Source organism: Brachyspira hampsonii (genome assembly GCF_002214805.1).
GTDB classification, from domain to species: domain Bacteria; phylum Spirochaetota; class Brachyspiria; order Brachyspirales; family Brachyspiraceae; genus Brachyspira; species Brachyspira hampsonii.
Window position 1 is genome coordinate 440,597 of record NZ_CP019914.1, and the last position, 24,548, is coordinate 465,144.

Consider the following 24,548-nt stretch of genomic DNA (forward strand, 5'->3'; position numbering starts at 1 on the left):
TAATGAAATACTATAGAAAAAATATTATTTAAATATATAATTTATAAAAAATAAAATTGGATTATAAAATGAAAAATAGTATACTCTTTATGATATTTATAATTATATTCACCTCTTCAGTATATGCTGAAAATAATGCAAAAGATGTTGAGGGCTTCTGGGCTATGCCTGAAAAACCAAGAGGAAAAATGAAAGTAGCTAAAATAATAGTTATTGATAATAAAGTATATGCTTACGGTATAGCATTGCATGATGATGTAAAAAGCACATTAGATATACATAATCCGGATAAATCATTGAGAGATAAGGATTTAAAAGGATTAATATTTATATATGATATAGTATTCAAAGACGGTGAATGGCAGACAGGAAGAATATATCATATAGATCAGGGAAGCACATACTATGCCAAAATAAGTTTATCAGAAGATAAAAAAACATTATTTCTGAAAGCATCATTGGATAAAAGAGGCATAGTAGGAGCTACAGTAGAATGGACTAGGCTCTCTAAAGAAGAGTCCAATAAATATACAGATATTCCTGTAAATAAATTAAGAACTATAGAAGGCAAAGGAATATGAGCATCAATTACTTTCTTCTACAATTTCTGCTTTGCTAAAATTATATATACCAAATATATCATAAATAACATTAGTTAATTTTCTATTTTGCATTACAGTTCCGGAATAATAATATATTGGAATAATAGCCATGTCATTCATAGCAATGCTTTCAGCCTCATGAAAATACATACTTCTATCTGAATCATTTTCTGCAAGGGAAGCATCTAATAAAGCTTTATCAAATAGAGGATTACTATATCTTCCCTCATTCAATACATATCCTGTTTTTACCAAAGATAGAAATGCTGCAGGACTATTATATCCTCCAATCCAGCCTTGTCTTGCCATATCAAAGTTTCCATCTCTTCTAGTTTGCAAAAGTACAGCCCATTCCTCCTGCCTTATAACCATATTTATATTTAATGCCTCTTTTAACATAGCTTGTATGCTTTCTGCAATAGTGATATGAAAACCGGGATTTGTTATGAATTCAAATACAGGAAAATTTTCTCCATTAGGATAACCAGCATCTGCAAGTAATGCCCTAGCCTCCTCTACATTCTTTTCATAATCTTCACTTTTTGTAGAAAAATATCCTTCTTTTTTATATCTAAAATCATTTGTACTATCAACATCTTTTATATCATAAGGGACAATAGCAGCAGCAGGTTTTTCTCCTCCTTTCATAATATTATTTACTATATATTCCCTATCTATAGCTAAAGAAATAGCTTTCCTCACTCTAGCATCATTAAAAGGTTTTTTCCTATTATCCACTTCATAAAAATAAAGTGATATATTAGGTACTGGTTTTGCTATGCCATCTTTTAAAAGTTTTTCTCTGTCATTTATAGGCGTATTATGATAAAAATATATTTCTTCATTTATTATTGCAGACATTGCAGTATTATCATTATCTATAAACTCAAAATTAATAATATCGGGTTTTATCTCTTTATAATTCCAATAGTCTGTATTTTTACGAACTACTAATCTTGAATTATGATCCCAACGAACTATCTGAAAAGCTCCATTTCCAACCATAGTATTAACATCTAAAGTCCAGCCGTCCTCATTTTGACTAACAATATCTTCACGCAAAGGTGTATATGCAGTATGAGCCACCATCTCCAAAAAATAAGGAACAGGATATTCTAATTCTACATACAAAGTTTTATCATCTAATGCTTTAACACCCAATGTTTCTTTATCCTTTTTACCCATCATTATATCGCTAGCATTTTTTATAACATCCAAAAGTATTGAATATGAAGCTCCGTTTTTAGGGTCAACTATTCTCTTCCAAGCATATACAAAATCATTAGCCTTTAAATCAACTCCGTCAGACCATTTTGCATTGCTTCTGATATTAAAAATATATATTGTATTGTTATTAGATGATGTCCAGCTTTCTGCAGCTCCGGGTATAATATTATTATTCTCATCTCTTATAGTTAAATTTTCAAATAAATGTGTTGTATATATCATAGCATCTACTGCTGAATTGATTGTAGGATCTATTGTCTGAGGCTCAGGACCTACCGAAACGGTTATTTCATTTAAAATATTTTTTGGCTCTTTATGGCATGACAAAATAAAAACAACATACAATAAACAAAATAATTTAATTAATATATTCTTTTTCATAAATAATATTTCCTAATATGATACTAATATCTACAGTATCGAAAAAAAATATAATTAACTAATTAAAATATTTTAATTTTAGACAGTTTTATATATTAATACTTTTTCATTATCTATAATGCTCTTAAAACTATCCTCTATAGCATTATAATCAATAATATCAGCAGAATAAATTAAATCACTTTCTTCAAAATCATCTTTTATTCTTGATATCTCATTTAATGATAATTTGGCATTAATATCTATAACTATATCAATATCTGAGAATTTTTTATTTGTTCATTTTACTCTTGAAGCAAATAAATATACTTTTCCATATTTTATATGTTTTTTTAGAATATCTTTTATAATTTGAATTTCATTTTCAGTTAAGCTAATCATTCATTATTTTCATCCAAATGTTTCAAAAGATATTTTGCATAAGGTAAAAATGCTGCTGCTTCTTTAATTACTTCTTAAGAAACTTCATTTGAATAAATATGAGAAGTAGAATTTCTTGCATCTTTAAATCTTATCCATTTTTCAATATCATCTATAAGTAAATGCTTAGCTGCCAATCTGAATAATTCTTTTTTAGTTATTCCGCTAGTTATATCTGGATTTATATTTTCATTGAGCCATCTTTGTATAAATTTCAAACTTTGTTCAAAAGCTATTTTAAAGTTATATGTTAAACCAGCTCTTATTGTAAGTATTAAATATTTATCATCTGTTTTGATTCTATCATATACATTGATTTTTCTAATGCAGTTATAGATTTTTTCAGACTATACCAATTTAATATCATAGAAAACCTTAAAAATATAGGGCATCTTTCAAAAAAAGATACCCCATCAATTTTAATATTTATATGAACATTATTTCAATGCAAGATTATAAGTATCCATAGCTATAGCTTTTTCTTCATCAGTAGCTATAACATAAAGTTTAATAGAAGCACCGTCTTTTTCAAAACTAGCACATCCTCTAGCCTTAGAGTTTTTATCAGCATCGCATTTAATACCAAGTTCATCTAAGCCTTCAAGTATTCTTCCTCTAATAGAAGCACTATTTTCACCTATACCGCCTGTGAATACAATACCGTCAAGATGACCAAGAGCAGCCATATAAGCACCTATATATTTTTTTACTCTGTAGCAGAACATAGTAATAGCAAGTTCAGCTCTTTTGTTAGTTTTAGAAGCTTCTTCCAAGTTTCTCATATCATTGCTCACACCGGAAACACCTAAAAGACCGCTTTTTTTATTTAAAATATTATCCATTTCTTTTGCAGATAAATTTTCTTTAGCCATAACAAAAGTAGGAACAGCAGGATCCATATCCCCAGACCTAGTACCCATTACCAAACCTTCCAAAGGAGTTAATCCCATACTAGTATCAATAGATTCTCCATTTTTAACTGCAGTAACACTAGCACCATTTCCTAAATGGCAAACTATAACATTAGCATTAGGTTTATTTTCTGCCTTACAGAACTCTCCGTAAACATATTTATGAGAAGTACCATGGAAACCATAACGACGTATTTTATATTTATCATACCATTCATAAGGAACAGCATACATATAAGCATAATCAGGTATTGTTTGATGGAAACTAGTATCAAATACACCTACCATTTTTACATCTTTTAATATTTCTTTACAAGCAGCTATACCCTGCAAACCAGCTGGGTTATGTAAAGGGGCTATATCGCAGCAAGCCTCAATAGCTTTTACAGCTTCATCAGTGATTAATGTACTTTTGTTGAATGCCTCACCGCCATGAACAACCCTATGACCTACGGCAGATATTTCATTCATATCAGATATAACACCAACTTCTTTGTCTGTTAAAAGAGAGAAAATTAAAGACATACCGGCTTTATGATCAGCGACTTTCTGTTCTATTTTTTTCTCTTTGCCTTTTTCTACAGCTGTGTGTTTTAAGGCACTTATTTCTTCGCCGATTTTTTCCAAAAGTCCTTTAGCTAAAACTTTTGCTTCAGGCATAGCGAATAATTGATATTTAATACTTGAACTTCCTGAATTTATTACCAATACATTCATAAAATGACTCCATAGTTTTGATTATTTTATTATATAATTATACCATACTCCGTATATTTATCAATGAATTTTTACTTTATTGTAAATAAATAAAGGCTTTAAATATTTAAAATACTTAAAGCCTGATAATGATATTTTTTATTATTTATTTATTCCTGCTTCTCTACCCACATAATAGTATATCTGTCAAATGATTTGCTTCTGTCAGCAAGCCATATAGTATCTTTCTTTACTTTAGCTTTTATAGTAATATTTTGTCCCACATACTTAGCATATTCATCAAAAAATTTTTTATCAAAATAATAATCTCTCTCTTCTGTAGTTATAACTATCTCAGGAAATATTGCTGTACCTACCATTCTAATAGTACCCGTAATCTCCTCTTTCTTAGCAAAAAGCATAAAGAAAAAAACCAGAATAAAAATATAAGAATATTTTATGATGTTTTTATAAATTCTTTTCATTAGTCCTCCTTATTTATAAATTAATATTCTTTAATTTTTCCGTCTTTACCAAACAATATATGTCTTTCTTTAGGTATATAAGGAATATCATTTACTGTTTCATACATTTTTGATGCCTGCACTGATGATGATTTAGGAGTTGTAATATTTATAGGAGTCGGATCATCACCTATATAAGTATCATTATTTAAAGCCAATTCTAAAGAGCTTGATAGCTTTCTAGTTAATAAATTACCAGACTGAGTCAAACTTCCATTATAAACTACTACTGCCCCTGGATATAAATTAATATTATTATTTTCTTTTTGTACTTTTATTTCTGCTCCTGTAACTTCTCCATTATTTATTCCTTCAACCCATTTAAATAATAAATCGTCCCAACTAGATGCACCTATAAAACTTACATTATTCAAAACTCTATTATAATCTTCAGCTGATGAATATTTTGCTATATTTTGAAATACAGAAGGGTTATTATTACTTCTTTGATAAAGCCAATTTACAAACACTGATACTGAAGGATAATTAGCGAATAAATATTTACTAGTAGGATTATTAGGAAAAACATTTTCAGTTGGAAGATTCCAAGTATAGAAGCAATAATAACCGCCCATCATATTAAATTTATCTATTCTTGAACTAACTTTTAAAGGGCTAAATAATACAGAAGTAGATTCTGAAAGAGCTTCATTAAGCCAAGTTGACATTTCTCTTCCATTTTCTATATAATTGACATTAAAATTAATTAAATGCTGAAATTCATGCTGTATTGTACTTGACATATACTCAGGGTCTTCATTAACTCTTTTTATATCCATATATAATATCTCAGCATTATTATTTTTATTCAATAGCAAATCATAAGTATCAAAATAACCATTATATATAGCACTTGAATAACTAGTATTCAATTCTAATAGCAAAATTATAATTTTACCATTCTTATCAACATCTGTATGTTCCCCATATATTCTTACTTCTTCAGCATAATTATTATTAAATGCATTAGCTATATAATCCACACTTTCAGGTTTATATCCGCTCCCCTCCATAACATATACAATCAATTTATCATACTCTGCTACTTTATAAAAACTACAAAGTTTATTTTCTTGCATCCTATAGTAGGCATAATAAGTTCTTTTTTCCATATTTCCGCCTGGATATATTAATCCTCCGCTCGATTCTATAGGGTTTGTAACATTATTACTATTACAAGAAATAATAGATAAAATTAAAATAGAAATTATACAAAATATTTTTTTCTTCATAAATATATTTTCACTTTAATTATTATATTATTTAATATTCCTTAATGTTACCGTCCTTATCAAACAATACCTGTCTGTATTTAGGTATATAAGGCTCATCACTTACTGTTTTATACATTTTTGATGCCTGTACTGATGATTCTTTGGGAGTTATAATATTTATATAAGTTGGATTATTGCCTATATAAGTATCTTTATTTAAAGCTGCCTGATATCCATTACCTAAATCTTTTATTACCAAATTACCTGATGACTGAATACTTCCTCTATAAATTACTGCTGCTCCGGGAAATAATGGTATAGTAGATTCTGATGGCTGAACCTGCAGCTTGGCTCCTGCAACTTCATTATTTTTTAGACCATCAATCCATTTAAATAATAAATCTTCCCAGCTGGATGCACCTGTAAAACTTACATTATTCAAAACTCTGTTATAATCTTCAGCTGATGAGTATTTTGCTATATTTTGAAATACAGAAGGGTTATTATTATTTTTTTGATAAAGCCAATTTACAAACACTGATACTGAAGGATAATTAGCAAATAGATTGTATATAGGAAGATTCCAAGTATAGAAACAATAATAACCATTCATTATATTAAATTCTTTTATTCTTGAACTAACTGTAGTTGGACTGAATAATACAGATGTAGATTCTGAAAGAGCTTCATTAAGCCAAGTTGATATTTCCTTTCCATTTTCTATATAATTGACATTAAAATTAATTAAATGCTGAAATTCATGCTGTATAGTTCCAGCCATATACTCAGGATTTTCATTAACTATTTTTATATCCATATATAATATCTCAGCATTATTATTTTGATTCAATAGTAAATCATTTCCATAAAAATAACCAGTAGTAACAGTACCTGAATAACTAGGATTCAATTCTAATAGCAAAATTATAATTTTACCATTCTTATCAACATCTGTATGTTCTCCATATATTCTTACTTCTTCAGCATAATTATTATTAAATACATTCGCTATATAATCCACACTTTCAGGTTTATATCCTGAACCAGACATAGCATATAAAACTAATTTATCATATTCTGCTATTTTATTAAAATTATAACGTTTATTTCCTCGCTTCTTATAATCAGCATAAAAATATGCCTTTCCCATACTTCCGTCAGGATATGTCAATGAGCTGTCATAATTAACTCCTAAAATATTTGAGACTCTTTGACAAGAAGATAATAAAGATAACAAAAATAGCATAAAAAAGATTTTCTTCATAAAAATATTTATTCCCTATTTTATATTTTATAAAAAATAATTTATTATATTAAATAAAAAAAGTCAATAATAAAGCATGTAATGTTCACATAGAAAATAATATTATTTTTTCATTTATTTTCTTTTATTTTTTACAAAATCATTATAAAATTAGATTTATAATTATACATTTTAAAACTTTTTGGAGATTAAAAATGAAAAGATTAGGTTTCATAATAATATTTATATTTTTATCAGCTTTAATACTTAGTGCAAATACAATAGAAGATGAAGTATTAAGATTAATCAATTTAGAGAGAAGTAAAGAATCTCTTCCGCCTCTTCCAAATAATCAAAGACTTCATTCATTAGCATTATATCATGCTGATAATATGGCTAAAAATAAATTCTTTAGTAATACAGATTTAGATGGTTTAGATTCAAAAGCAAGACAAGTAAAATTATATCCGGAAATGGTTGGAAATATAAGTGAAAGTCTGCATAAACTAGATGTTATACCATTTACTGACAAAAAAGCAGCTGAAAGCATTGTTAAAGATCTCATGAAAACTCCGGACAGTAAAAAAAATATATTAAGTAAAGATTATAATGCAATAGGAGTTGGTGCTGTAAAAAGAGGAGTTGGTGTTTATACTACAGTAACATTTGCCAATATAGTTGCTGAATCTGTAGATTTCTCACCTACCGCCAAATACGGAGATGAAATAACTGCAAAATATAGAATATTAAATGGTGCTGCATTTACTGATTTTAAATTAGCTGTAGAGATGGCAGATCCTGAAGCTAGAATCACAGGAGATGATGGAAAAACATATATAGGAAAGGTTATATATGATGTTAAAGATATGGGAAATTCTATATTAGGAAGAACTTTCAAAGCTGAATACGGACAAGGAGATTATAAAATTTCTATTCTTTATAAAGGTCAGCATTTCTTAAGTAATGTAAGAACTATAAAAGTAGAATAATAATTTAGCGATAAGTAAATGAAATTTAGAAGAAGATTTAATATAAAAAGCGGAATAGATTTAACCCCTATGATAGATATAGTATTTAATCTGCTTATATTTTTTATGGTGGGTTCAACAATTATAGTTACGCCGCAAATAGAAATAAGCCTACCTAAATCCACATCTGCAGTAGGTTCAGAAAAAAATGACACTGTAGTGATAAGCATATCAAAAGACGGACAGAAATATATAAACGGATATTTATCCGAAGATATTGATGCAGATCTGAAAGAATTGGCAGACACAGAAGGAGAATTAGAAAAACCTGTTGAAATACGCTCAGACCAAGATGTAAAAACTCAAACTTTAATATCTGTTATAGACAGCGTAAAAAATGCAGGGTTTACAAGACTGAGCATAGCAACTGAAGAACAAAATCAAAACTGAATAATTTTTCTTAATTTGAATCTCTTAATAAAAAATGCTGTTTTAATAATTAAGTTTATTGAAACAGCATTTTTATTTTTTTATTTATCTATATCTAATTTATTCATCTCTAAATTGTAATGAATACAGATATTGATATTTTCCGCCTCTTTTCATCAATTCTTCATGAGTACCTGATTCTGTTATTTTACCATTTTCAACTACGCATATATATGTAGCATTTTTGATAGTAGAAAGTCTATGTGCTATAACAAATGTAGTTTGAAGATTAATAATTTCATTTAAAGCTTTTTGAACATACATTTCACTTTCAGTATCCAAAGCACTAGTAGCCTCATCAAGTATAAGTATGGAAGGTCTCTTAACTACGGCTCTTGCCAATGCTATTCTTTGACGCTGACCTCCTGAAAGCATTACCCCTCTTGGACCTATATGCGTATCATAACCATTAGGCAATTTCAAAATAAACTCATCAGCATGTGCTATTTTTGCTGCCCTTATCAGATCATCATCTGTAGCATCAGGATTAGCATATAAAATATTTTCTCTTACAGTTCCATAAAATAAAATATTTTCCTGAGATACTACCCCTATTTGATTTCTCACACTTCTTGTATTTAACTCATTTATGTCAATGCCGTCAAACCTTATAACTCCTTCGCTTGGAGTAAACAATTTCGGTATTAAACTTATCAAAGTAGTTTTACCGCCGCCTGAATTACCAACAAAAGCAACAACATCACCTTTCTTCACATTAAAACTTACAGGTCCTAAATGGAAAGGCTGAGAATCATTTCTTCTTGGATACTCAAAATGAACATTTTCAAAAGTAATTGAATGTTCTATCGGCTTCATTTCTTTTTTAGTTTTATCATCAACATTTTCAGCAGGCAAATCTATAATCTGAAATACTCTAAGAGCTACCCCTTTAGTCATCTGTAAATTCATAAATATTCCGGATAAATCTCTAACAGGAGTGGATATATTAAGCATATAAAGTAAAAATCCCCATAAAAACTCAAAAGGCATTTCTCCCTTAAATATTAAAAATCCACCATAAGCAAGTATAATGAGCATAGCAGCTATCATTACAAGTTCTGTCATAGGTCTGTTAAGAGAAACAAGCAAACTCATCTTTCTCATTAAATTAATAAGCTCACCGTATAAAGTTTTATACCTTGAAACTTCAGCATCCTCTTTAGAAAATATTTTTATAACCTCTATTCCTCTTATATCCTCCTGTATAATTGAAGTTGTACTGCCTAACAAATTCTGCTGTGCTGTAACTCTTGATTTTATAAGTTTTGATATCTTATCTATACCTAATCCTATTAATGGGGCTGCTACAAAACATGCTATTGTAAGTTTTACATTCAATATAAGAAGCATAGCTAATGTAAGTATTAAAGTTAAAGGAACCGTAATCATATTTGGAAGTGTACCAGATAAAAAACTTTCTATTGTTCCAGACTCATTGATAACCCTGCTCATCAAATCTCCCTCTTTTTCCTGTTTGAAATAGGCGATATCAGTATTAAGAAGTCCTCTCATCATATCCGCACGAACATCTTTACCTATTTCTTGGGCAGTAAAGGCAAAAAGAAAAGTTTTTACATAATCAAAGCTAACTCTAAACAATACATAAATAAATCCTATTATGATAATAAATGCAAACTGTGCTATTATTATGGGATTAGCAATCGAATCTCCGCTTAAAAGCTGCTGAGTTATATCTTTTGTATTTATATTACTAAACTTAGCTGCTAAGTCTGCTACTAATGGAATTTTATCTAAAATATCAACTCTTTTTCCCCCTGTTATAGCTATAGCCATCTGACCAAAAAATGGAGGTAATATATTTATTATTGTATATCCAACACTTAATATAAAAGATGGTATAAACAATTTCTTATGTTTCATTGCATAAGAAAACATTCTTCTATAAGGATGCTTTTCAACTTTTGAATAATACTTTTGCATATGTTCTTCTGTAACTGCACCATAATCAAAAGGTCTGTCATCTTTTTTAAAAAATTCTTTTAATTTTTTTATAAGCATAATTTTATATTCCTAGTATAATCTTATATTTGTTTATTAATTAGATATTTTATATTATAATATTTTATATTTCAATATTCTATTAAATTCTCTCCATATTCTAAACGAAGTTTTCTATCAGCCATATTGGCAATAGAAACAGAATGCGTAACTATTATTAAAGAAGCATTACTTTGCTTTGTCATATTCCATAATAATTCTCTAACAACTTCAGCATTTTTTTTATCTAAGTTTCCTGTAGGTTCATCAGCTAATACAACACTTGGCTTATTTATTAAAGCCCTTGCGATAGCAACTCTTTGTGCCTCGCCTCCTGAAAGCTCCCCTATTCTATGCTCCATTCTATCTTTCAAACCAACAGTTTCAAGAAGGCTTTCAGCTTTTTCTCTTGCTTCTTTTTTATTATATTTAAGCATTAAAGATGGTATCATCACATTTTCTAAAGCACTAAACTCACCTAGCAAATTATGAAACTGAAACACATATCCAAGAGAACTATTTCTAAAATGTGCTAATTGTCCCTCATTCATTTTACCAATATTATTACCTAGTATATCTATACTGCCTTCAGTAATATCATCTATACCGCCTATTAAATTTAAAAGAGTAGTTTTTCCGCTGCCTGATTCACCTGTTACGGCAAGTATTTCATTTTTATAAACTTTTAAATTTATAGATTTTAATACTTCTACTTTAGGAGGTCCGGCATAAGTCTTTTTTAAATTTTCTATATTAATAAGAACTTCTTTATTATCACTCATATCTAAGTACCTCCGCAGGCTTGTATCTGCTTGCTATATAAGCCGGTATTATTGCAAATAAAACAGAAAGTAAGAATGAAATACTAGCCACCATTATAACCTGAGAAGTATGTATTATTGAAGGAAGCCCTCCGCTTACATAATAAATATCTGATGGAAAGAAGTCAGGAACTATAGGTATTGATATTCCTGAACTTATTTTTGAAGGAATAAACCAAATAATATTAACTATAAACTGCATTATAATTCTCAATCCTTCCAAAGCCTCATTAACATAATTAGCAAGCAGTATGCCACATATTACACCGAGTACAGTACCTATTAAACCGATTATGGCTCCTTCCAAAAAGAATACCTTAGCCACATTTGAAGGTCTCAAACCTAATGTCTTTATTATAGCAATATCCCTTCTTTTATCTTTAACAAATATTATCTGACTTGAAGCAATATTCAAAGCCGCTATTAATATTATAAAAGAAAGTATCAAAGCAAGCATTAATTTTTCTGTATGCAAAGCCTGAAAAAAATTCCTATCAAAAAGCATCCAAGGCATAACATTATAAAATTCTTTTAAATCTGTATCAATCTTTTTTGCAACTTTATCAGCTTCAAAAAAATTTCTTACCTTTACAGCAACACCTGTAACAGCATTATTATAACCAACCATTTTCTGACCTGTAGTAAGAGGAACTATCACCATTCTGCTGTCATATTCATAATACCCTGTTTTATAAATACCTTTAATTGTAAAAGTAGTTTTCTGAGGTTTAAATCCTCTTTCAAAACTTCCTGAAGCTGAAATGATATCAATAGTGTCTCCAATAGATAAAGCATAATCCTTTGCCATTTCAGAGCCTATTAAAGCATCATTAGTCTGCATATCTTTATTATTGCCTTCAACAAAATTAAAATATTTTATAAAATCTTTATCTGTTGTGAATATTGTATCTTCAAATGAACGGACTGTTATGAGGGTGGTAAAACCATAAGAACGCATTATACAAGGTAAAACTATATAAGGATAAGCACTCGTTATCTCTTTATTATGCATTATGTTATCAACAACATATTTATAATCGGTAAGAGGCTGATCACTGTAAGCACTGATATTTATATGTGCCCTCATTCCAAGTATTTTATCTCTTATATCGTCTTGAAAACCATTCATAACAGAAAGTACAGTAATCATTACCATATCACCTACTAATATTCCAAGCACACATATAATTGTAATAATTGAAACAAATGAAAATTTCTTTTTAGCTCTCAGATATCTGACGCCAAGCATTAATTCTAATCTCAAATTATCTCCTTCAAAGTAAAAGATTCATATCAATACAATCTGAAATATTATATATTATATATTATATATAATAAATTTAAACCTATTTGATTAATATGCAATAAAACTTTTATAATGATAATTAAGATAAAAAATAATTTATAGTTATTTTTTTACAAATAGAAGTTTAAATTTCAATATCATTTTTAATAGAAATGTTTTTATCTTATTATAAGACATATTAATATATTTCATAGCATTATTATAATCTTTTAATTTATATTTGCACAACCCTATATAGAAATATATTTTTTTATCACATTCACTATGTTCTATATATTCATTAAAATCTTCTAAAGCTTCTCTATAATTTTTTAATTTTAATTTTACCTCTCCTCTTTTGCAGTAAGCAGGAAAATAATTAGGCTCTAATTCCAAACATATATTAAAATCATATAAAGCACATTCATATAATTCTAATTTTAATTCTGAAACACCTCTATTGTAATATGCCTTAGAATAATTTTTATCTAACAGTAAAGCCTTATTAAAATATTCTAAAGCCTCGCTATGCAATTTTAAATCCTGCTTTATTATACCAATATTATTATAAGCGTATATGTTTTTAGAATCTAATTGTATAACCTTATTGAAATATTCTAAAGCCTCATCATAATTCTTTAAATTATATTTTGATAATCCCATATTATAATATGCTTTAATATAGTGATTATCTAATTGTATAACTTTATTAAAATATTCAATGGCTTCCTCATACATACCTAAATCATTTTTTATTAATCCTATATTATTATATGTATGTGCATTCGGAGAAATTTCTATAGCTTTAATATAATATTTAATAGCTTCATCATACAAGCCTAAATTATGATTAGCTAAACCAATATTATTGCAAGCCTGAACGCAGTTATTATCCAATAATAAAGCCTTCTTATAATAATTAATAGCTTCTTCATACAATCCTAAATTATGCTTAACTAACCCTATATTATTATAAGCATTAATATATTTAGGATCTATTCTGATTACATTTTCAAAATCCTCAATAGCCTCTTCATACATTCCCAAACTGCTCTTGGCTAATCCTCTATTATTATAAATCTCAACACTATCACCGTAATAAAAAATTAATTTATTAAAATATTCTAAAGATTTCTTATAATCAGCACTATCGAAAGCTTTACTGGCTAGTTCCAATAAATTATCTATACAATTCATAATAACCCCAAATATTAAAGCTATACCTTAATACATTAATTAAGATATATAAATGCTGAAAATAAACTAATTTTAATGTAATATATCTGTAAAAATTGTATAATAGATTTTATATTTTTCAACTATTTTTCAAATTATATTCAATTAAATTCTAGTATATTTAATTATACTTATATTGATGTCATCATACAAAAATGTTTTTAATTTATTAGCCTGAAATAAACTTATATCTATTTGAGGAAAAAATCTGTCGCAATGATAATCTTTATCTATATGAGTAAGATATATTGTGTCAGCATAATCCAATGCCTTTTTATAAATTGATTCTCCGCCTATAATAAATATTTGATTATTTTTTTCTATAAGTAATTTTGAAATCGCATCTTCAAAAGATTTTTCATAAAATAGATTATCATACTTTTCTAATAGCCCAGTATTTGAATTGGAAGACACAACAATGTTTTTTCTATTTGGAAGAGGCTTTGAACCTAAAGACTCAAATGTTACACGCCCCATAACAACTGCATATCCCGTAGTTGTACTTCTAAAGAACTGCATATCTTCTTTGATATGTCCCCAAGGCATAACGCCGTTCGATCCTATGCCGTTTTTAGAATCAACTGCGGCAATTAATGAAACTATCAAACAGCCACCTCCGCTTTTATTGAAGGATAATACTTATAGCCTTCTAATTTGAAATCTTCATAAACATGACTGAATATATTAGGACGGTTCTCTATAAATAATTCAGCTGTCTGATTAAAAGGCTCCCTTGAAAGCTGAAGTTTTACCTGCTCTATATGATTATTATAAATATGTGCATCTCCAAAAGTCATAATAAGCTCTGAAGCCTGAAGACCGCTATGCATAGCTAAAAGTCTTGTAAGTATAGCATAAGAACTTATATTAAAAGGAACACCCAAAAATAAATCGGCAGATCTTTGATATAAATGCGTAATTATTCCGCCTTTGCTATTAACAGAAAATTGGCACATCATATGACATGGAGGAAGATGCATCTTATCAATCTCCCCTACATTCCAAGCATTCAAAATGATTCTTCTGCTTGTAGGATTATTTCTTAATGTATTTACTATATTTGATATTTGATCTATTTTATTTCCTTCTTTAGTTTCCCAAGCTCTCCATTGCTTTCCATATACAGGTCCAAGCTCTCCCATATCATCAGCCCATTCGTCCCATATATGAACATTGTTTTCTAATAAAAACTTTATATTTGTGGAGCCCTGTAAAAACCAAAGTAATTCTATAATAACACCTTTCATAAATACCCTTTTTGTAGTTATGATTGGTATCTTATTTCCTTCAAATTTAAACCTTAACTGCGGTCCGAATATTCTTCTTGTACCTACTCCTGTTCTGTCTTTGGTTTCCTCACCATCTTCTAATACTCTTTTTAATAACTCTAAATAGTTCTGCATAAATAATCCTAATATTATATGTATATATTGTTACAAAGTCATTATTATATATGTTTAAAATATTTTATCAATATTAGCAGTATATAATTAATAATATATATAGAATTTTTATTTTATAATAATTATTACGATACTATATATAATACCAAATAAAAGGACTGTCAATGTATAAAATATTTATTGTATTATTATCTATGTCAATTATATTCTATTCATGTAAAAAAAATGATATTATAAGTATAGAAAAAGATGTTGTTGATTATAGATTTGTAGGAAGCTGGAAATTAATTAATGGAAATGAAAAATACACATTCTTTAACAATAATAAAATAGAATATACAAGCAGTAATGGTCAGGAAAATAAAGTTTACACTTATGAATGGAAAAAAGAAGGAAATAATTATTATTATAGGCTATGGAATAATGAATTAGACAGCTGGTCAGATTTTCCTATAAAATATATTAACACAAATACAATAAAAATATACTCAGATTTCTTTAAAAAAAGTTATATTTAAGATATAATATAGAAAACAGTTAATGGATAAACAAAAGTGGACTTATTAGTTATTATATTTTTCATAGCTATTATCATAATATTTATATTGATGTTTGGGATATTATTCTTTGTATCAGGTATAGGTAAGATAGTAGATTTGATATCAATGATAATATTTAGAAATCATGAGGATTGTCCATTTTGTAAATGTAAAAATTCCATGCGTATAATAAAAACATCATCTGGATATAAAAAAGTTTGTAATAAATGTAAATTTTCTATAGAGGTTGATAAGGATAATAATTAAATATTACGAGGGGAGGGAATCGAACCCTCATGCCTAGGGCGCTAGATCCTAAGTCTAGTGCGTCTGCCAGTTCCGCCACCCTCGCTTAATGTTTATGTATTATACATTATATAAATTTTTTTTGCAAGAAGTGTTATATGACTAAAATTCAAAAAATTAAAAAAATTTTCAAGAAATTAAAGAATTTTTTCTCAGAAGATATATATTCTATAGATCAGAATATATTCAGCCCCATGCAAAAGTTTTTTGTAAATACTTATAAAATATTAGTTTTTGCAGTAACAGACTTTTTTAAAGATGACTGCACAATAAGAGCAGCAGCTTTAACATACCTTGTAACATTGTCATTTATACCCGCATTGATAGTTGGACTTTTTATATTAAGAATATTTAATATATACCAGAACATATTTGTTTTTATCTTTGACTGGATGGAAAAAAACGCTCCATTCTATGAACCTATGGTAAGGCAAATACTCAATATAGCCGATAACACCAATTTAGCCAGCTTTGGACTTATAGGTATTATATCAACTATAGTCAGTGTAGCACTAATACTTCATAGCATACAAAAATCATTTATAAAAATATGGCGTGTAAAAATTACTACTTCAATACCTAGAGTTGTTGCTAACTACATAGCATTACTTTTTCTTATTCCTGTGCTTATAGGTATATCATTTACTCTAATAACATATACATCTATAAATCTTCATTATCTGCCGGCATTATTAAAAATATTACTGTCTTGGGTTACTCCTATAATATCTACATCTCTGTTAGTATTATTTTTATATGTACTAGTACCGCAAACTAAAGTGAATTGGTCTAATGCCACAATTTCTTCTATACTAGTAGCAATAGCAATAATAACACTTTTCAGCGTATATTTTAAACTTAATATAAATGTAAAAAATTATAAGCAAATATTTGACAGCGATAAATATAAAATAGAATACATTGTAAAAGAGATAAATACAGGAAATACAAATAATATTATGACAAATATTACTGATGTATACGAAACTGAAAATATAGGAAATATTGAAGATACTGAAAATACTGATAAAATTACTAATACAGATATTAATATGCTGCAAAAAAATAATAAAATAGATGTTAATAATATTTCAAGTATAAAGATAGAAAGAATAAGTTATATTATAATACAAAATACAGGAACAGGAATAAGTGCTGCCACTTATGAAAAGAAACCTATAGAAACAAATATGCTTGAATTTCAAACTTTTTCACCAAATATATCGGAACAATTATTAAAATATAATTTCCAAATAGATGATGTAGTTACGATAAGCAGTGAAAATAATATGCTTACTAGTATATCCCCCGCAGAATTATCTTCAGCTAGTTCATTTGCTCAAATACCTGTTTTACTATTATTACTTTATATAGTTTGGATTATAATATTATTTGGGGCAGAACTAACATATTCCATACAATATTTCAGATCTTACGGAGTTGATAAAAATAGTATCAAACTCTCATTTGCTGAAAAAGAAGTTATAGCATTGGAGTTTATGCATATAATAGCTTCTAGGTTTATAAATAAGAAAAAAGCTATAACTATGTATGAATTAGGAAGAGAGCTAAGAACAGCCCCAACAACTATTACAGAAATATCCGAGCCGTTGGAAAAAGCTATGTACATAATAAAAATCTCAAACGGTTCAAATATATCATACTCTTTGGGATGTCAGCCTGAAACTATAACTATAGGAGATATTTTGTATTCTTTAAAAATGTCAGGCGGATTTAGAAACAGAAGTGTAAATAGCTATGATAAATATAAAAGTTTAATATACAAAAACAAAGAAATACCAAAAAAAGATTATAATACTAATTTGCTTGATTTAGTAAACAATAAAATAAAAAATAAAAAATAAAAAATAAGACTTATTGGTATACTTGTTTCAAAATGTATTAACTAATACAATTTTTTATATACTGTATTATTAATATTTCAATACATAAAACTCTAGTATTTCCTAGTTATAAATGCTTATTACTTTTAAAATTTATATAAAATGTTCCTCAAACTGCAGCTTTAAGAAACAATTTTATTATCATTTATATAAAAAATAAAGCCCCAGCAAGAATACTGAGGCTTTTTATTATAAACTTAATTATATTAATAGGCTATTTATTAATACATACCGCCCATTCCGCCGCCAGGCATTGGAGGCATTGGTTTTTCAGGTTCAGGTATATCAGTAATAATAACTTCAGCAGTTAATACTTGGCTTGCAATAGAAGCAGCATTTTGTAAAGCACTTCTAGAAACTTTAGCAGGATCAATGATACCAGCTTTAAGCATATCAACCCATTCATTAGTAAGCGCATTGAAACCCATATTACCTTTTTGTTTTTTAGCTTCAATAGCAACAACAGAACCATCTAAACCAGCATTTGTAGCTATCATTCTTATAGGCTCTTCTATAGCTCTTTTTACAATATTAACTCCAACTTTTTCATCAGGATTTTCTACAGTTAAAGATTCTAATTTATGCTGAGCATGTAAGTAAGTAATACCGCCGCCAGGAATAACTCCTTCTTCAACAGCAGCACGAGTTGCAGATAAAGCATCTTCTACTCTAGCTTTTTTCTCTTTCATTTCTACTTCAGTAGCAGCACCTATATTGATAACAGCAACACCGCCTGAAAGTTTAGCTAAACGCTCTTGTAATTTTTCTCTGTCATAATCGCTGTCAGTTTCTTCTATTTGTTTTTTAATAGCAGCAACTCTAGCTTTTACATCTTCTTTACTTCCTGCACCTTCAACTATAGTAGTATTTTCTTTATCTACAGTGATTTTTTTAGCTCTTCCAAGCTGTTCAATAGCAGCATTTTCAAGTTTCATACCTAAATCTTCGCTGATAACTTGTCCGCCTGTTAATATAGCTATATCTTCTAACATAGCTTTTCTTCTGTCGCCGAAACCAGGAGCTTTAACTGCACATACATTTAATACTCCTCTCATTTTGTTTAATACTAAAGTAGCCAAAGCTTCATTTTCAATATCTTCAGCAATAATAATGAAAGGTTTTCCTGTTTGAGCAATTTTTTCAAGTATAGGAAGAAGTTCTTTCATATTAGAGATTTTTTTATCATAGATAAGAAGTAAAGCATCTTCTAACTCAGCAGTCATACTATCTCCGTTAGTTACGAAATATGGAGAGATATAACCTCTGTCAAACTGCATACCTTCTACTAAAGAAAGACTAGTTTCTAAAGATTTAGCTTCTTCTACAGTGATAACGCCTTCTTTACCAACTTTTTCCATAGCATCACTGATTAAAGTACCAATTTCTTTATCATTATTAGCAGAAATAGTAGCAACTTGAGCAATTTCTTCTTTGCCTTTAATTTGTTTAGCTTCAGATTTGATATAAGAAACTATTTCGCTAACAGCTTTTTCTATACCTCTTTTAATAAGCATAGGATTAGCACCACTAGTTACATTTTTCAAACCTTCTTTTACCATAGCTTGAGCTAAAACAGTAGCAGTAGTAGTACCGTCTCCTGCAACATCATTAGTTTTAGTAGCAACTTCTTTAACGATTTGAGCACCCATATTTTCAAAAGGGTCTTCTAATTCTATTTCTTTAGCGATAGTTACACCATCATTTATTATAGTAGGAGGACCGAATTTTTTGTCTATTACAACATTGCGTCCACGAGGTCCTAAAGTTACCTTTACGGCATTAGCTAAAGCATCAACCCCACGCATAAGGGCTCTTCTAGCTTCTTCATCAAATAATAGCTGTTTTGCTGCCATATATTTTCTCCTTATAAGTATTATTAAATTAAATTAATTTATTAGCATTATTAAACTTTTAAAAGTATTTCATTTTAAAATTGTGAGAATTATACATTAAATAATAAATATTTTCAAGTGTATATATATTAATTAGATAAAAAAAAGCATTGATATAAAAAATACCAATGCTTTTAAAAAATACAGATAAATTAAAGCAAACCTAATCTGCGTTCTTTTTTGATTTTTCTTTTCATTCTTTTAAGAGCTTTTTCTCTTTGAAGTTTTTTCTCAAGAGAAGGTTTTTTATAGAACTGTTTTTCTTTAAGGTCTTGTAAAATACCTTCATTTTCACAAGCTCTGCGAAATCTTTTAATAACGCTTTCTACTGGTTCGCCTTCATTAGCGAATACTCTTACCAATTAACTCACCTGCCTTTTTATAAAATTATTAGCGGCGAAGGGACTTGAACCCCTGACACTGCGGATATGAGCCGCATGCTCTAACCACCTGAGCCACGCCGCCGAAATAAAAGCCTATATATTCGGCTATTAGCGGGGGCAGGACTTGAACCTACGGCCTTTGGGTTATGAGCCCAACGAGCTACCAACTGCTCCACCCCGCGATGTAAATAATTAAAATATTAAAATATTAAAACATTTTACATATTTTAAAAAAAATGTCAAGCACTTTTATATGAACTTCATAAGAAACTCATCTGGTTTTAATGCCTCGCCCGATTCAAATAACCCTATTATGTACTTATTTATAAATATCTTTTCTTTTTTTATGCGGACTTCAGCAAATAAATCCTCATCTCTCAATTTTGATAATAATCTCGCTGCCTTATCCCTTTTCCAATTAAACATATCCATCAAATCTACTATCCTTACATAGGGAGTTATAAATACAATATAAAATATATTAGAATCCAAAATTTTTTTAAAGTTCTTATTAATAAGCAATCTAGATTTTAATTTCATCAAATCATTTTGAACAAAACTTATAGTATCTACCGCATATAAACATATACCCCTTAAAAATTTAAGGTATCTTATTATAGATTCCTCATTAGAAGAATTATCATTAATAGTAGCTTCAAAAAATTGATACGGGTATAATATCGGCGTATCTAATAGCTTTAATTTATAAGAATATATATTAAAGACTATTCGGCATATTATGAAACTATTAGAATATTCCTTTACATATTCATAAGATACTTTTTGATAAACTAATAATTTTAAAAGAGGATCTAAATCTAAACTATCTATATATTTTAAATCTTCATCATAACTCTTATCTATAATAATACTCTTCTCTTCAAAACTACTCACTATATTTGAAAGAACAGAGGAATTATATTCTTTTTCTAAAAACTCCTTCAATATTCTGAATTCTTTATGCTTGGAATGATATTCTTCTAATATACTATATGATATCATACCCATATCTTTATATTCATAATGATTGGCTGGGTTTAGTATCAATGATAATATACTTAAAAGATATTCAGAGTTTTTTAATGAAATACATGACATTCTGAAATTATAATAAGCATGCCATGTTTTTGAAAGTTCTTTCAAAACATTTATATTGTCAAATACTTCTATACTAAATTTATTATACATATAGATATATTATCATAAAAAATCTTAATTCTCAATAGAAATTTATACATCATAAATTTATTATTATACTTGTTTCAAAACTAATTTTTTATAATTTTGTTGGTACTAGCCCCCACACCCAAACTTCTTTTGGACGCTGTCCGCCTGTGGTGTAACACAAAGAAGCATACTAAGTACGCCTGCGACGAAAGACTGCATATTTATATATTAAAACAAGAATTTATGCAACATATAAAACATTACACTCTTAATCTTTTATTTAATAATTTTTATACTTAAATATTCTAAAGGACTTTTAAAACAACTATATTTTAATAACTTTGACAAATAATAAATAGAGTATATAATATAACTAAATATGGGTTAAAGGTTAGCAAAATGACGCCTCGTGAACAAATAGTAAATGCTGGAAAAAGATTATTCAAAAAATACGGATTCAAAAAAGCATCTATGAGCGATATAGCATTAATGGTGCATAAATCCAAAAGCAGTATTTATCATTATTTCAAAAGCAAAGAAGAAATATTTTTTGCAATAGCCGAAAATGAAGCTAACGATCTAAAAAAAGAACTATATGAAGCAATAAAAAAAGAAGATACAGCAGAAACAAAATTAAGAGCATATATACTAACAAGACAAAAAGGCTATATAAAACTAGCAAATCTTTACGAAGCACTTCACAGTGAAATATTTGAAGACTTTACTCTTATAGAACATATGAGAGCACAGTATCATAAAGAAGAATATAATACTATAAAAATGATATTAAGAAGCGGAGTAAAAAAGGGTTTGTTTAATATAGATTTAAGACTTGCAACTGAGGCCGTTCTTGCAATAATAAAAGGTTTTGAATTAGAATGGGCTAAAAATAAAAATTCAGAGCTTTATGAAAAAGATTTAGATACTATTATTAATATTATTTTCTATGGAATCGTTAAAAGAGATTAAAAATTATAATAAAATTTTTTTTCTATATCCTCTCACATATATAACATACATTACATTATTTTTTGCTGTTGGTATAGCTATAGCATTCAAAACTAATAAATTTCTTAATATTTCAATTATTATAGCTTTTATACTCATAATTTTATCAATAATATCAGCATTAAAAAATAAATTGAATATTTCTATAATAATACTAATGTTTTCATGCTTATTCATAGGATATAGTTATACAATTATTAGATACTATGATATATTAAAAAATCCTCTTAATAATTTTGACAAGCCAATAGAAGCATATAATGCCAAAATATTATCTTATGAAGGAGTTATCGGCTACAGAGACAGATACATTGCTTATGTGAATAAAGTTTATGACGGAACTAATTGGCATAATTATGCAGGAAATATAAGACTTTATAACGATTCATTAAAAACATTATTTATTAATGATGAAATAACAGTATCTTCAAAAATAAATTTATATAAAAACATATTAACAAATAATGATATTTACAATTCAAAAATAATAATTGAAGTTCTAGCTGATAGAATGCTTTACGGTGCAGCAAGTATATACAGATATAATAATTTTGTAATTCAGAAAAACGGATTTTCTATTATTAATTATATAAATGCTTACTCTGTAAAAATAAGAAACATGATAAAAAAGTCATTAGGTTCAAATATGCAGGCTATACCCTACTCCATAGCTCAAGGAATAATGATAGGAGATAAAAACATAATACCTTATCATATAAGACAATATTTTATAGATGCAGGAATATCTCATATACTTTCTATATCCGGTCTTCATATTTCAATGATACTGTCAATTTTATTTTTAATACTCTCATTCTTCCCTATAAACTTTTATAAAAGAATATTAATATCAACAATTATAACCATAATAATATATCCGCCTATAACATTATTTTCTGTTTCCATAATAAGAGCAAGTATAATGGCATTTTGTCTGCTTATATCATATTATTTTGACAGAAATAGAAATTCTATTAATGCATTATTTTTATCAGCTTTAATTATATTACTACTAAATCCGAATTCTATTAAAGATATAAGTTTTCAATTTTCATTTTTAGCAACACTTGGAATAATTATTTACTATCCAATATTAAATTTTTACATAATAAAAAACATAAGAAATATCAATACAAATAATAAAATTACTATGTTAATAAAAAACATTTCTATAAAACTATTAATATTTTTGTCTATAAATATATTTGCACTTATAACCGTACTTCCACTGAGCATATATCATTTCTCAATATTAAATATAACTTCTATAATATCTAATATATTTGCAGTACCTATATCATTTATAATACTTTCATCCTCGCTAATAACAATAATAACATATCAAATATATACCCCATTATCAGTTTTTCCTTATAAAACATCAGAATTTTTTTCAGAAATTTTAATAAACTTGTCAAATAAATTCAGCAGTATATACTTACTAAAGTATGAATTAAGCTTAAATTTATATTCTGCTGTGTTTATAACATTTATAATAGTATTTACAGGAGTTTTAATAAGAATAAAAATGAATAAATTAAATGATTTATAATTGAAAACTTATGAAAATTAAATAATAATTTAAATTTAAAACAAAATTTACTTTGACAATTATATATATTTTAGTATAATTCAAACTATGAATAAATATATTTTAATACATAAAATAGTTAATGCTTCTATATTTATGCTTTTTCCTATAGCAGCCTTTTACATTATAGAGCATAATAATATAAAAACAGGAATATATGAGGCTATTTTTATTATAGTAAATGCTATTGAGATATTATTATTTATTTTATTTATAGTAGTATTTTTTAAATGTGAATGGGGTACAAGAAAACATCATGCTTTAGTAAAGGCCTGTATTTCTTTTATTGTGTATTTAATTATTATTGTAATGACTATGGCAGCTATTTTTTAATTTAAAG

24 protein-coding genes and 3 tRNA genes are annotated in these 24,548 nt (G+C 27.6%); 9 read left to right on the plus strand and 18 right to left on the minus strand.

Annotated features, from left to right (window positions below; all coding sequences use genetic code 11):
- The first annotated feature begins 68 nt into the window (after positions 1-68).
- Positions 69-581, plus strand: a complete 513-nt coding sequence (locus BHAMNSH16_RS01710; RefSeq protein ID WP_008730977.1) for a DUF2147 domain-containing protein — start codon at positions 69-71, stop codon at positions 579-581.
- 3 nt (positions 582-584) lie between these two features.
- Here the strand turns inward: BHAMNSH16_RS01710 and BHAMNSH16_RS01715 are convergent, their stop codons facing one another.
- The 6 genes from BHAMNSH16_RS01715 to BHAMNSH16_RS01745 all read right to left on the minus strand — a co-directional run bounded on the left by BHAMNSH16_RS01715 (position 585) and on the right by BHAMNSH16_RS01745 (position 7,239).
- The gene (locus BHAMNSH16_RS01715; protein WP_008730980.1) at positions 585-2,210 is read right to left on the minus strand and encodes a peptide ABC transporter substrate-binding protein; all 1,626 of its coding nucleotides are present in this window, start codon (positions 2,208-2,210) and stop codon (positions 585-587) included.
- Between the two features lie 455 nt (positions 2,211-2,665).
- Positions 2,666-2,968 carry a nucleotidyltransferase substrate binding protein gene (locus BHAMNSH16_RS14450; protein ID WP_338075854.1) on the minus strand — a complete coding sequence of 101 codons (303 nt, stop codon included), beginning with the start codon at positions 2,966-2,968 and terminating at the stop codon, positions 2,666-2,668.
- Positions 2,969-3,067: 99 nt separating this feature from the next.
- Positions 3,068-4,258 (minus strand): acetate/propionate family kinase, encoded by a 1,191-nt coding sequence (locus BHAMNSH16_RS01730; protein ID WP_008730986.1) that lies wholly within the window; start codon positions 4,256-4,258, stop codon positions 3,068-3,070.
- A 149-nt stretch (positions 4,259-4,407) separates the two neighbouring features.
- Positions 4,408-4,722: a hypothetical protein gene (locus BHAMNSH16_RS01735; RefSeq protein ID WP_008730987.1), complete on the minus strand. Its 315-nt coding sequence runs from the start codon at positions 4,720-4,722 to the stop codon at positions 4,408-4,410.
- Between the two features lie 20 nt (positions 4,723-4,742).
- Positions 4,743-5,993, minus strand: a complete 1,251-nt coding sequence (locus tag BHAMNSH16_RS01740; RefSeq protein WP_069732091.1) for a peptidase M30 — start codon at positions 5,991-5,993, stop codon at positions 4,743-4,745.
- 31 nt (positions 5,994-6,024) lie between these two features.
- Entirely contained in the window at positions 6,025-7,239 is a 1,215-nt protein-coding gene (locus BHAMNSH16_RS01745; protein WP_069732090.1) for a peptidase M30, read from the minus strand.
- A gap of 194 nt (positions 7,240-7,433) precedes the next feature.
- Here BHAMNSH16_RS01745 and BHAMNSH16_RS01750 point away from each other — a divergent pair, with 194 nt between their 5' ends.
- Both BHAMNSH16_RS01750 and BHAMNSH16_RS01755 read left to right on the plus strand, forming a co-directional pair.
- Positions 7,434-8,207, plus strand: a complete 774-nt coding sequence (locus BHAMNSH16_RS01750; protein WP_069732089.1) for a CAP domain-containing protein — start codon at positions 7,434-7,436, stop codon at positions 8,205-8,207.
- A gap of 18 nt (positions 8,208-8,225) precedes the next feature.
- The gene (locus tag BHAMNSH16_RS01755) at positions 8,226-8,636 is read left to right on the plus strand and encodes an ExbD/TolR family protein (protein WP_008726941.1); all 411 of its coding nucleotides are present in this window, start codon (positions 8,226-8,228) and stop codon (positions 8,634-8,636) included.
- A gap of 99 nt (positions 8,637-8,735) precedes the next feature.
- On the opposite strand, the gene BHAMNSH16_RS01760 is transcribed toward BHAMNSH16_RS01755, so the two are convergent.
- The 6 genes from BHAMNSH16_RS01760 to BHAMNSH16_RS01785 form a co-directional block, all read right to left on the minus strand.
- Positions 8,736-10,694, minus strand: a complete 1,959-nt coding sequence (locus BHAMNSH16_RS01760; protein ID WP_008726942.1) for an ABC transporter ATP-binding protein — start codon at positions 10,692-10,694, stop codon at positions 8,736-8,738.
- A 71-nt stretch (positions 10,695-10,765) separates the two neighbouring features.
- Positions 10,766-11,455 (minus strand): ABC transporter ATP-binding protein, encoded by a 690-nt coding sequence (locus BHAMNSH16_RS01765; RefSeq protein WP_008726943.1) that lies wholly within the window; start codon positions 11,453-11,455, stop codon positions 10,766-10,768.
- Positions 11,448-12,743 (minus strand): ABC transporter permease, encoded by a 1,296-nt coding sequence (locus BHAMNSH16_RS01770; protein WP_039953827.1) that lies wholly within the window; start codon positions 12,741-12,743, stop codon positions 11,448-11,450. The genes BHAMNSH16_RS01765 and BHAMNSH16_RS01770 overlap by 8 nt, the downstream gene beginning before the upstream one ends.
- 159 nt (positions 12,744-12,902) lie before the next feature.
- Entirely contained in the window at positions 12,903-13,976 is a 1,074-nt protein-coding gene (locus tag BHAMNSH16_RS01775; protein ID WP_069732088.1) for a tetratricopeptide repeat protein, read from the minus strand.
- Positions 13,977-14,120: 144 nt separating this feature from the next.
- On the minus strand, positions 14,121-14,621 hold the full coding sequence (locus BHAMNSH16_RS01780) for a dihydrofolate reductase (protein ID WP_008728570.1): 501 nt from the start codon (positions 14,619-14,621) through the stop codon (positions 14,121-14,123).
- Positions 14,618-15,418 carry a thymidylate synthase gene (locus tag BHAMNSH16_RS01785; RefSeq protein WP_008728571.1) on the minus strand — a complete coding sequence of 267 codons (801 nt, stop codon included), beginning with the start codon at positions 15,416-15,418 and terminating at the stop codon, positions 14,618-14,620. Before BHAMNSH16_RS01785 ends, BHAMNSH16_RS01780 begins: the two co-directional genes overlap by 4 nt.
- A 164-nt stretch (positions 15,419-15,582) precedes the next feature.
- On the opposite strand from BHAMNSH16_RS01785, the gene BHAMNSH16_RS01790 reads away from it, so the two are divergent.
- Positions 15,583-15,936, plus strand: a complete 354-nt coding sequence (locus BHAMNSH16_RS01790; RefSeq protein ID WP_008728572.1) for a hypothetical protein — start codon at positions 15,583-15,585, stop codon at positions 15,934-15,936.
- A gap of 36 nt (positions 15,937-15,972) precedes the next feature.
- The gene (locus BHAMNSH16_RS01795; protein WP_008728573.1) at positions 15,973-16,224 is read left to right on the plus strand and encodes a hypothetical protein; all 252 of its coding nucleotides are present in this window, start codon (positions 15,973-15,975) and stop codon (positions 16,222-16,224) included.
- Positions 16,225-16,228: 4 nt separating this feature from the next.
- On the opposite strand, the gene BHAMNSH16_RS01800 is transcribed toward BHAMNSH16_RS01795, so the two are convergent.
- Positions 16,229-16,309, minus strand: a tRNA-Leu gene (locus BHAMNSH16_RS01800).
- Positions 16,310-16,361: 52 nt separating this feature from the next.
- On the opposite strand from BHAMNSH16_RS01800, the gene BHAMNSH16_RS01805 reads away from it, so the two are divergent.
- Positions 16,362-18,128 carry a YihY/virulence factor BrkB family protein gene (locus tag BHAMNSH16_RS01805; RefSeq protein ID WP_088859729.1) on the plus strand — a complete coding sequence of 589 codons (1,767 nt, stop codon included), beginning with the start codon at positions 16,362-16,364 and terminating at the stop codon, positions 18,126-18,128.
- 260 nt (positions 18,129-18,388) lie between these two features.
- Here the strand turns inward: BHAMNSH16_RS01805 and groL are convergent, their stop codons facing one another.
- The 5 genes from groL to BHAMNSH16_RS01830 form a co-directional block, all read right to left on the minus strand.
- The gene (gene groL, locus BHAMNSH16_RS01810) at positions 18,389-20,020 is read right to left on the minus strand and encodes a chaperonin GroEL (protein WP_008728040.1); all 1,632 of its coding nucleotides are present in this window, start codon (positions 20,018-20,020) and stop codon (positions 18,389-18,391) included.
- Between the two features lie 191 nt (positions 20,021-20,211).
- On the minus strand, positions 20,212-20,421 hold the full coding sequence (gene rpsU, locus BHAMNSH16_RS01815) for a 30S ribosomal protein S21 (RefSeq protein ID WP_008724792.1): 210 nt from the start codon (positions 20,419-20,421) through the stop codon (positions 20,212-20,214).
- A 29-nt stretch (positions 20,422-20,450) separates the two neighbouring features.
- A tRNA-Met gene (locus tag BHAMNSH16_RS01820) sits at positions 20,451-20,524 on the minus strand.
- 27 nt (positions 20,525-20,551) lie between these two features.
- Positions 20,552-20,624, minus strand: a tRNA-Met gene (locus BHAMNSH16_RS01825).
- 67 nt (positions 20,625-20,691) lie between these two features.
- Complete coding sequence (locus BHAMNSH16_RS01830; RefSeq protein ID WP_008728039.1) at positions 20,692-21,630, minus strand: hypothetical protein; 939 nt, start codon at positions 21,628-21,630, stop codon at positions 20,692-20,694.
- 378 nt (positions 21,631-22,008) lie between these two features.
- Between BHAMNSH16_RS01830 and BHAMNSH16_RS01835 the strand changes: the two genes are divergently transcribed.
- From BHAMNSH16_RS01835 to BHAMNSH16_RS01845, 3 genes are all read left to right on the plus strand, one after another.
- A complete protein-coding gene (locus BHAMNSH16_RS01835) occupies positions 22,009-22,578 on the plus strand; it encodes a TetR/AcrR family transcriptional regulator (RefSeq protein ID WP_008728038.1) in 570 nt (189 codons plus the stop codon).
- The gene (locus BHAMNSH16_RS01840; RefSeq protein ID WP_069732087.1) at positions 22,556-24,169 is read left to right on the plus strand and encodes a ComEC/Rec2 family competence protein; all 1,614 of its coding nucleotides are present in this window, start codon (positions 22,556-22,558) and stop codon (positions 24,167-24,169) included. Before BHAMNSH16_RS01835 ends, BHAMNSH16_RS01840 begins: the two co-directional genes overlap by 23 nt.
- Before the next feature lie 87 nt (positions 24,170-24,256).
- On the plus strand, positions 24,257-24,541 hold the full coding sequence (locus BHAMNSH16_RS01845) for a hypothetical protein (protein ID WP_069732086.1): 285 nt from the start codon (positions 24,257-24,259) through the stop codon (positions 24,539-24,541).
- Positions 24,542-24,548 lie beyond the last annotated feature (7 nt).

What these genes read in the sequence shown, in the direction of transcription:
- BHAMNSH16_RS01715 (WP_008730980.1), bottom strand. Translation starts at nt 2,210, where the DNA reads ATGAAAAAGAATATATTAATTAAATTATTTTGTTTATTGTATGTTGTT.
- BHAMNSH16_RS01755 (WP_008726941.1), top strand. Translation starts at nt 8,226, where the DNA reads ATGAAATTTAGAAGAAGATTTAATATAAAAAGCGGAATAGATTTAACC.
- BHAMNSH16_RS01710 (WP_008730977.1), top strand. Translation starts at nt 69, where the DNA reads ATGAAAAATAGTATACTCTTTATGATATTTATAATTATATTCACCTCT.
- BHAMNSH16_RS01770 (WP_039953827.1), bottom strand. Translation starts at nt 12,743, where the DNA reads ATGCTTGGCGTCAGATATCTGAGAGCTAAAAAGAAATTTTCATTTGTT.
- BHAMNSH16_RS01785 (WP_008728571.1), bottom strand. Translation starts at nt 15,418, where the DNA reads ATGCAGAACTATTTAGAGTTATTAAAAAGAGTATTAGAAGATGGTGAG.
- BHAMNSH16_RS01835 (WP_008728038.1), top strand. Translation starts at nt 22,009, where the DNA reads ATGACGCCTCGTGAACAAATAGTAAATGCTGGAAAAAGATTATTCAAA.
- BHAMNSH16_RS01735 (WP_008730987.1), bottom strand. Translation starts at nt 4,722, where the DNA reads ATGAAAAGAATTTATAAAAACATCATAAAATATTCTTATATTTTTATT.
- BHAMNSH16_RS01730 (WP_008730986.1), bottom strand. Translation starts at nt 4,258, where the DNA reads ATGAATGTATTGGTAATAAATTCAGGAAGTTCAAGTATTAAATATCAA.
- BHAMNSH16_RS01765 (WP_008726943.1), bottom strand. Translation starts at nt 11,455, where the DNA reads ATGAGTGATAATAAAGAAGTTCTTATTAATATAGAAAATTTAAAAAAG.
- BHAMNSH16_RS01790 (WP_008728572.1), top strand. Translation starts at nt 15,583, where the DNA reads ATGTATAAAATATTTATTGTATTATTATCTATGTCAATTATATTCTAT.
- BHAMNSH16_RS01805 (WP_088859729.1), top strand. Translation starts at nt 16,362, where the DNA reads ATGACTAAAATTCAAAAAATTAAAAAAATTTTCAAGAAATTAAAGAAT.
- BHAMNSH16_RS01745 (WP_069732090.1), bottom strand. Translation starts at nt 7,239, where the DNA reads ATGAAGAAAATCTTTTTTATGCTATTTTTGTTATCTTTATTATCTTCT.
- BHAMNSH16_RS01740 (WP_069732091.1), bottom strand. Translation starts at nt 5,993, where the DNA reads ATGAAGAAAAAAATATTTTGTATAATTTCTATTTTAATTTTATCTATT.
- BHAMNSH16_RS01775 (WP_069732088.1), bottom strand. Translation starts at nt 13,976, where the DNA reads ATGAATTGTATAGATAATTTATTGGAACTAGCCAGTAAAGCTTTCGAT.
- groL (WP_008728040.1), bottom strand. Translation starts at nt 20,020, where the DNA reads ATGGCAGCAAAACAGCTATTATTTGATGAAGAAGCTAGAAGAGCCCTT.
- BHAMNSH16_RS01760 (WP_008726942.1), bottom strand. Translation starts at nt 10,694, where the DNA reads ATGCTTATAAAAAAATTAAAAGAATTTTTTAAAAAAGATGACAGACCT.
- BHAMNSH16_RS01845 (WP_069732086.1), top strand. Translation starts at nt 24,257, where the DNA reads ATGAATAAATATATTTTAATACATAAAATAGTTAATGCTTCTATATTT.
- BHAMNSH16_RS01840 (WP_069732087.1), top strand. Translation starts at nt 22,556, where the DNA reads ATGGAATCGTTAAAAGAGATTAAAAATTATAATAAAATTTTTTTTCTA.
- BHAMNSH16_RS01830 (WP_008728039.1), bottom strand. Translation starts at nt 21,630, where the DNA reads ATGTATAATAAATTTAGTATAGAAGTATTTGACAATATAAATGTTTTG.
- BHAMNSH16_RS01750 (WP_069732089.1), top strand. Translation starts at nt 7,434, where the DNA reads ATGAAAAGATTAGGTTTCATAATAATATTTATATTTTTATCAGCTTTA.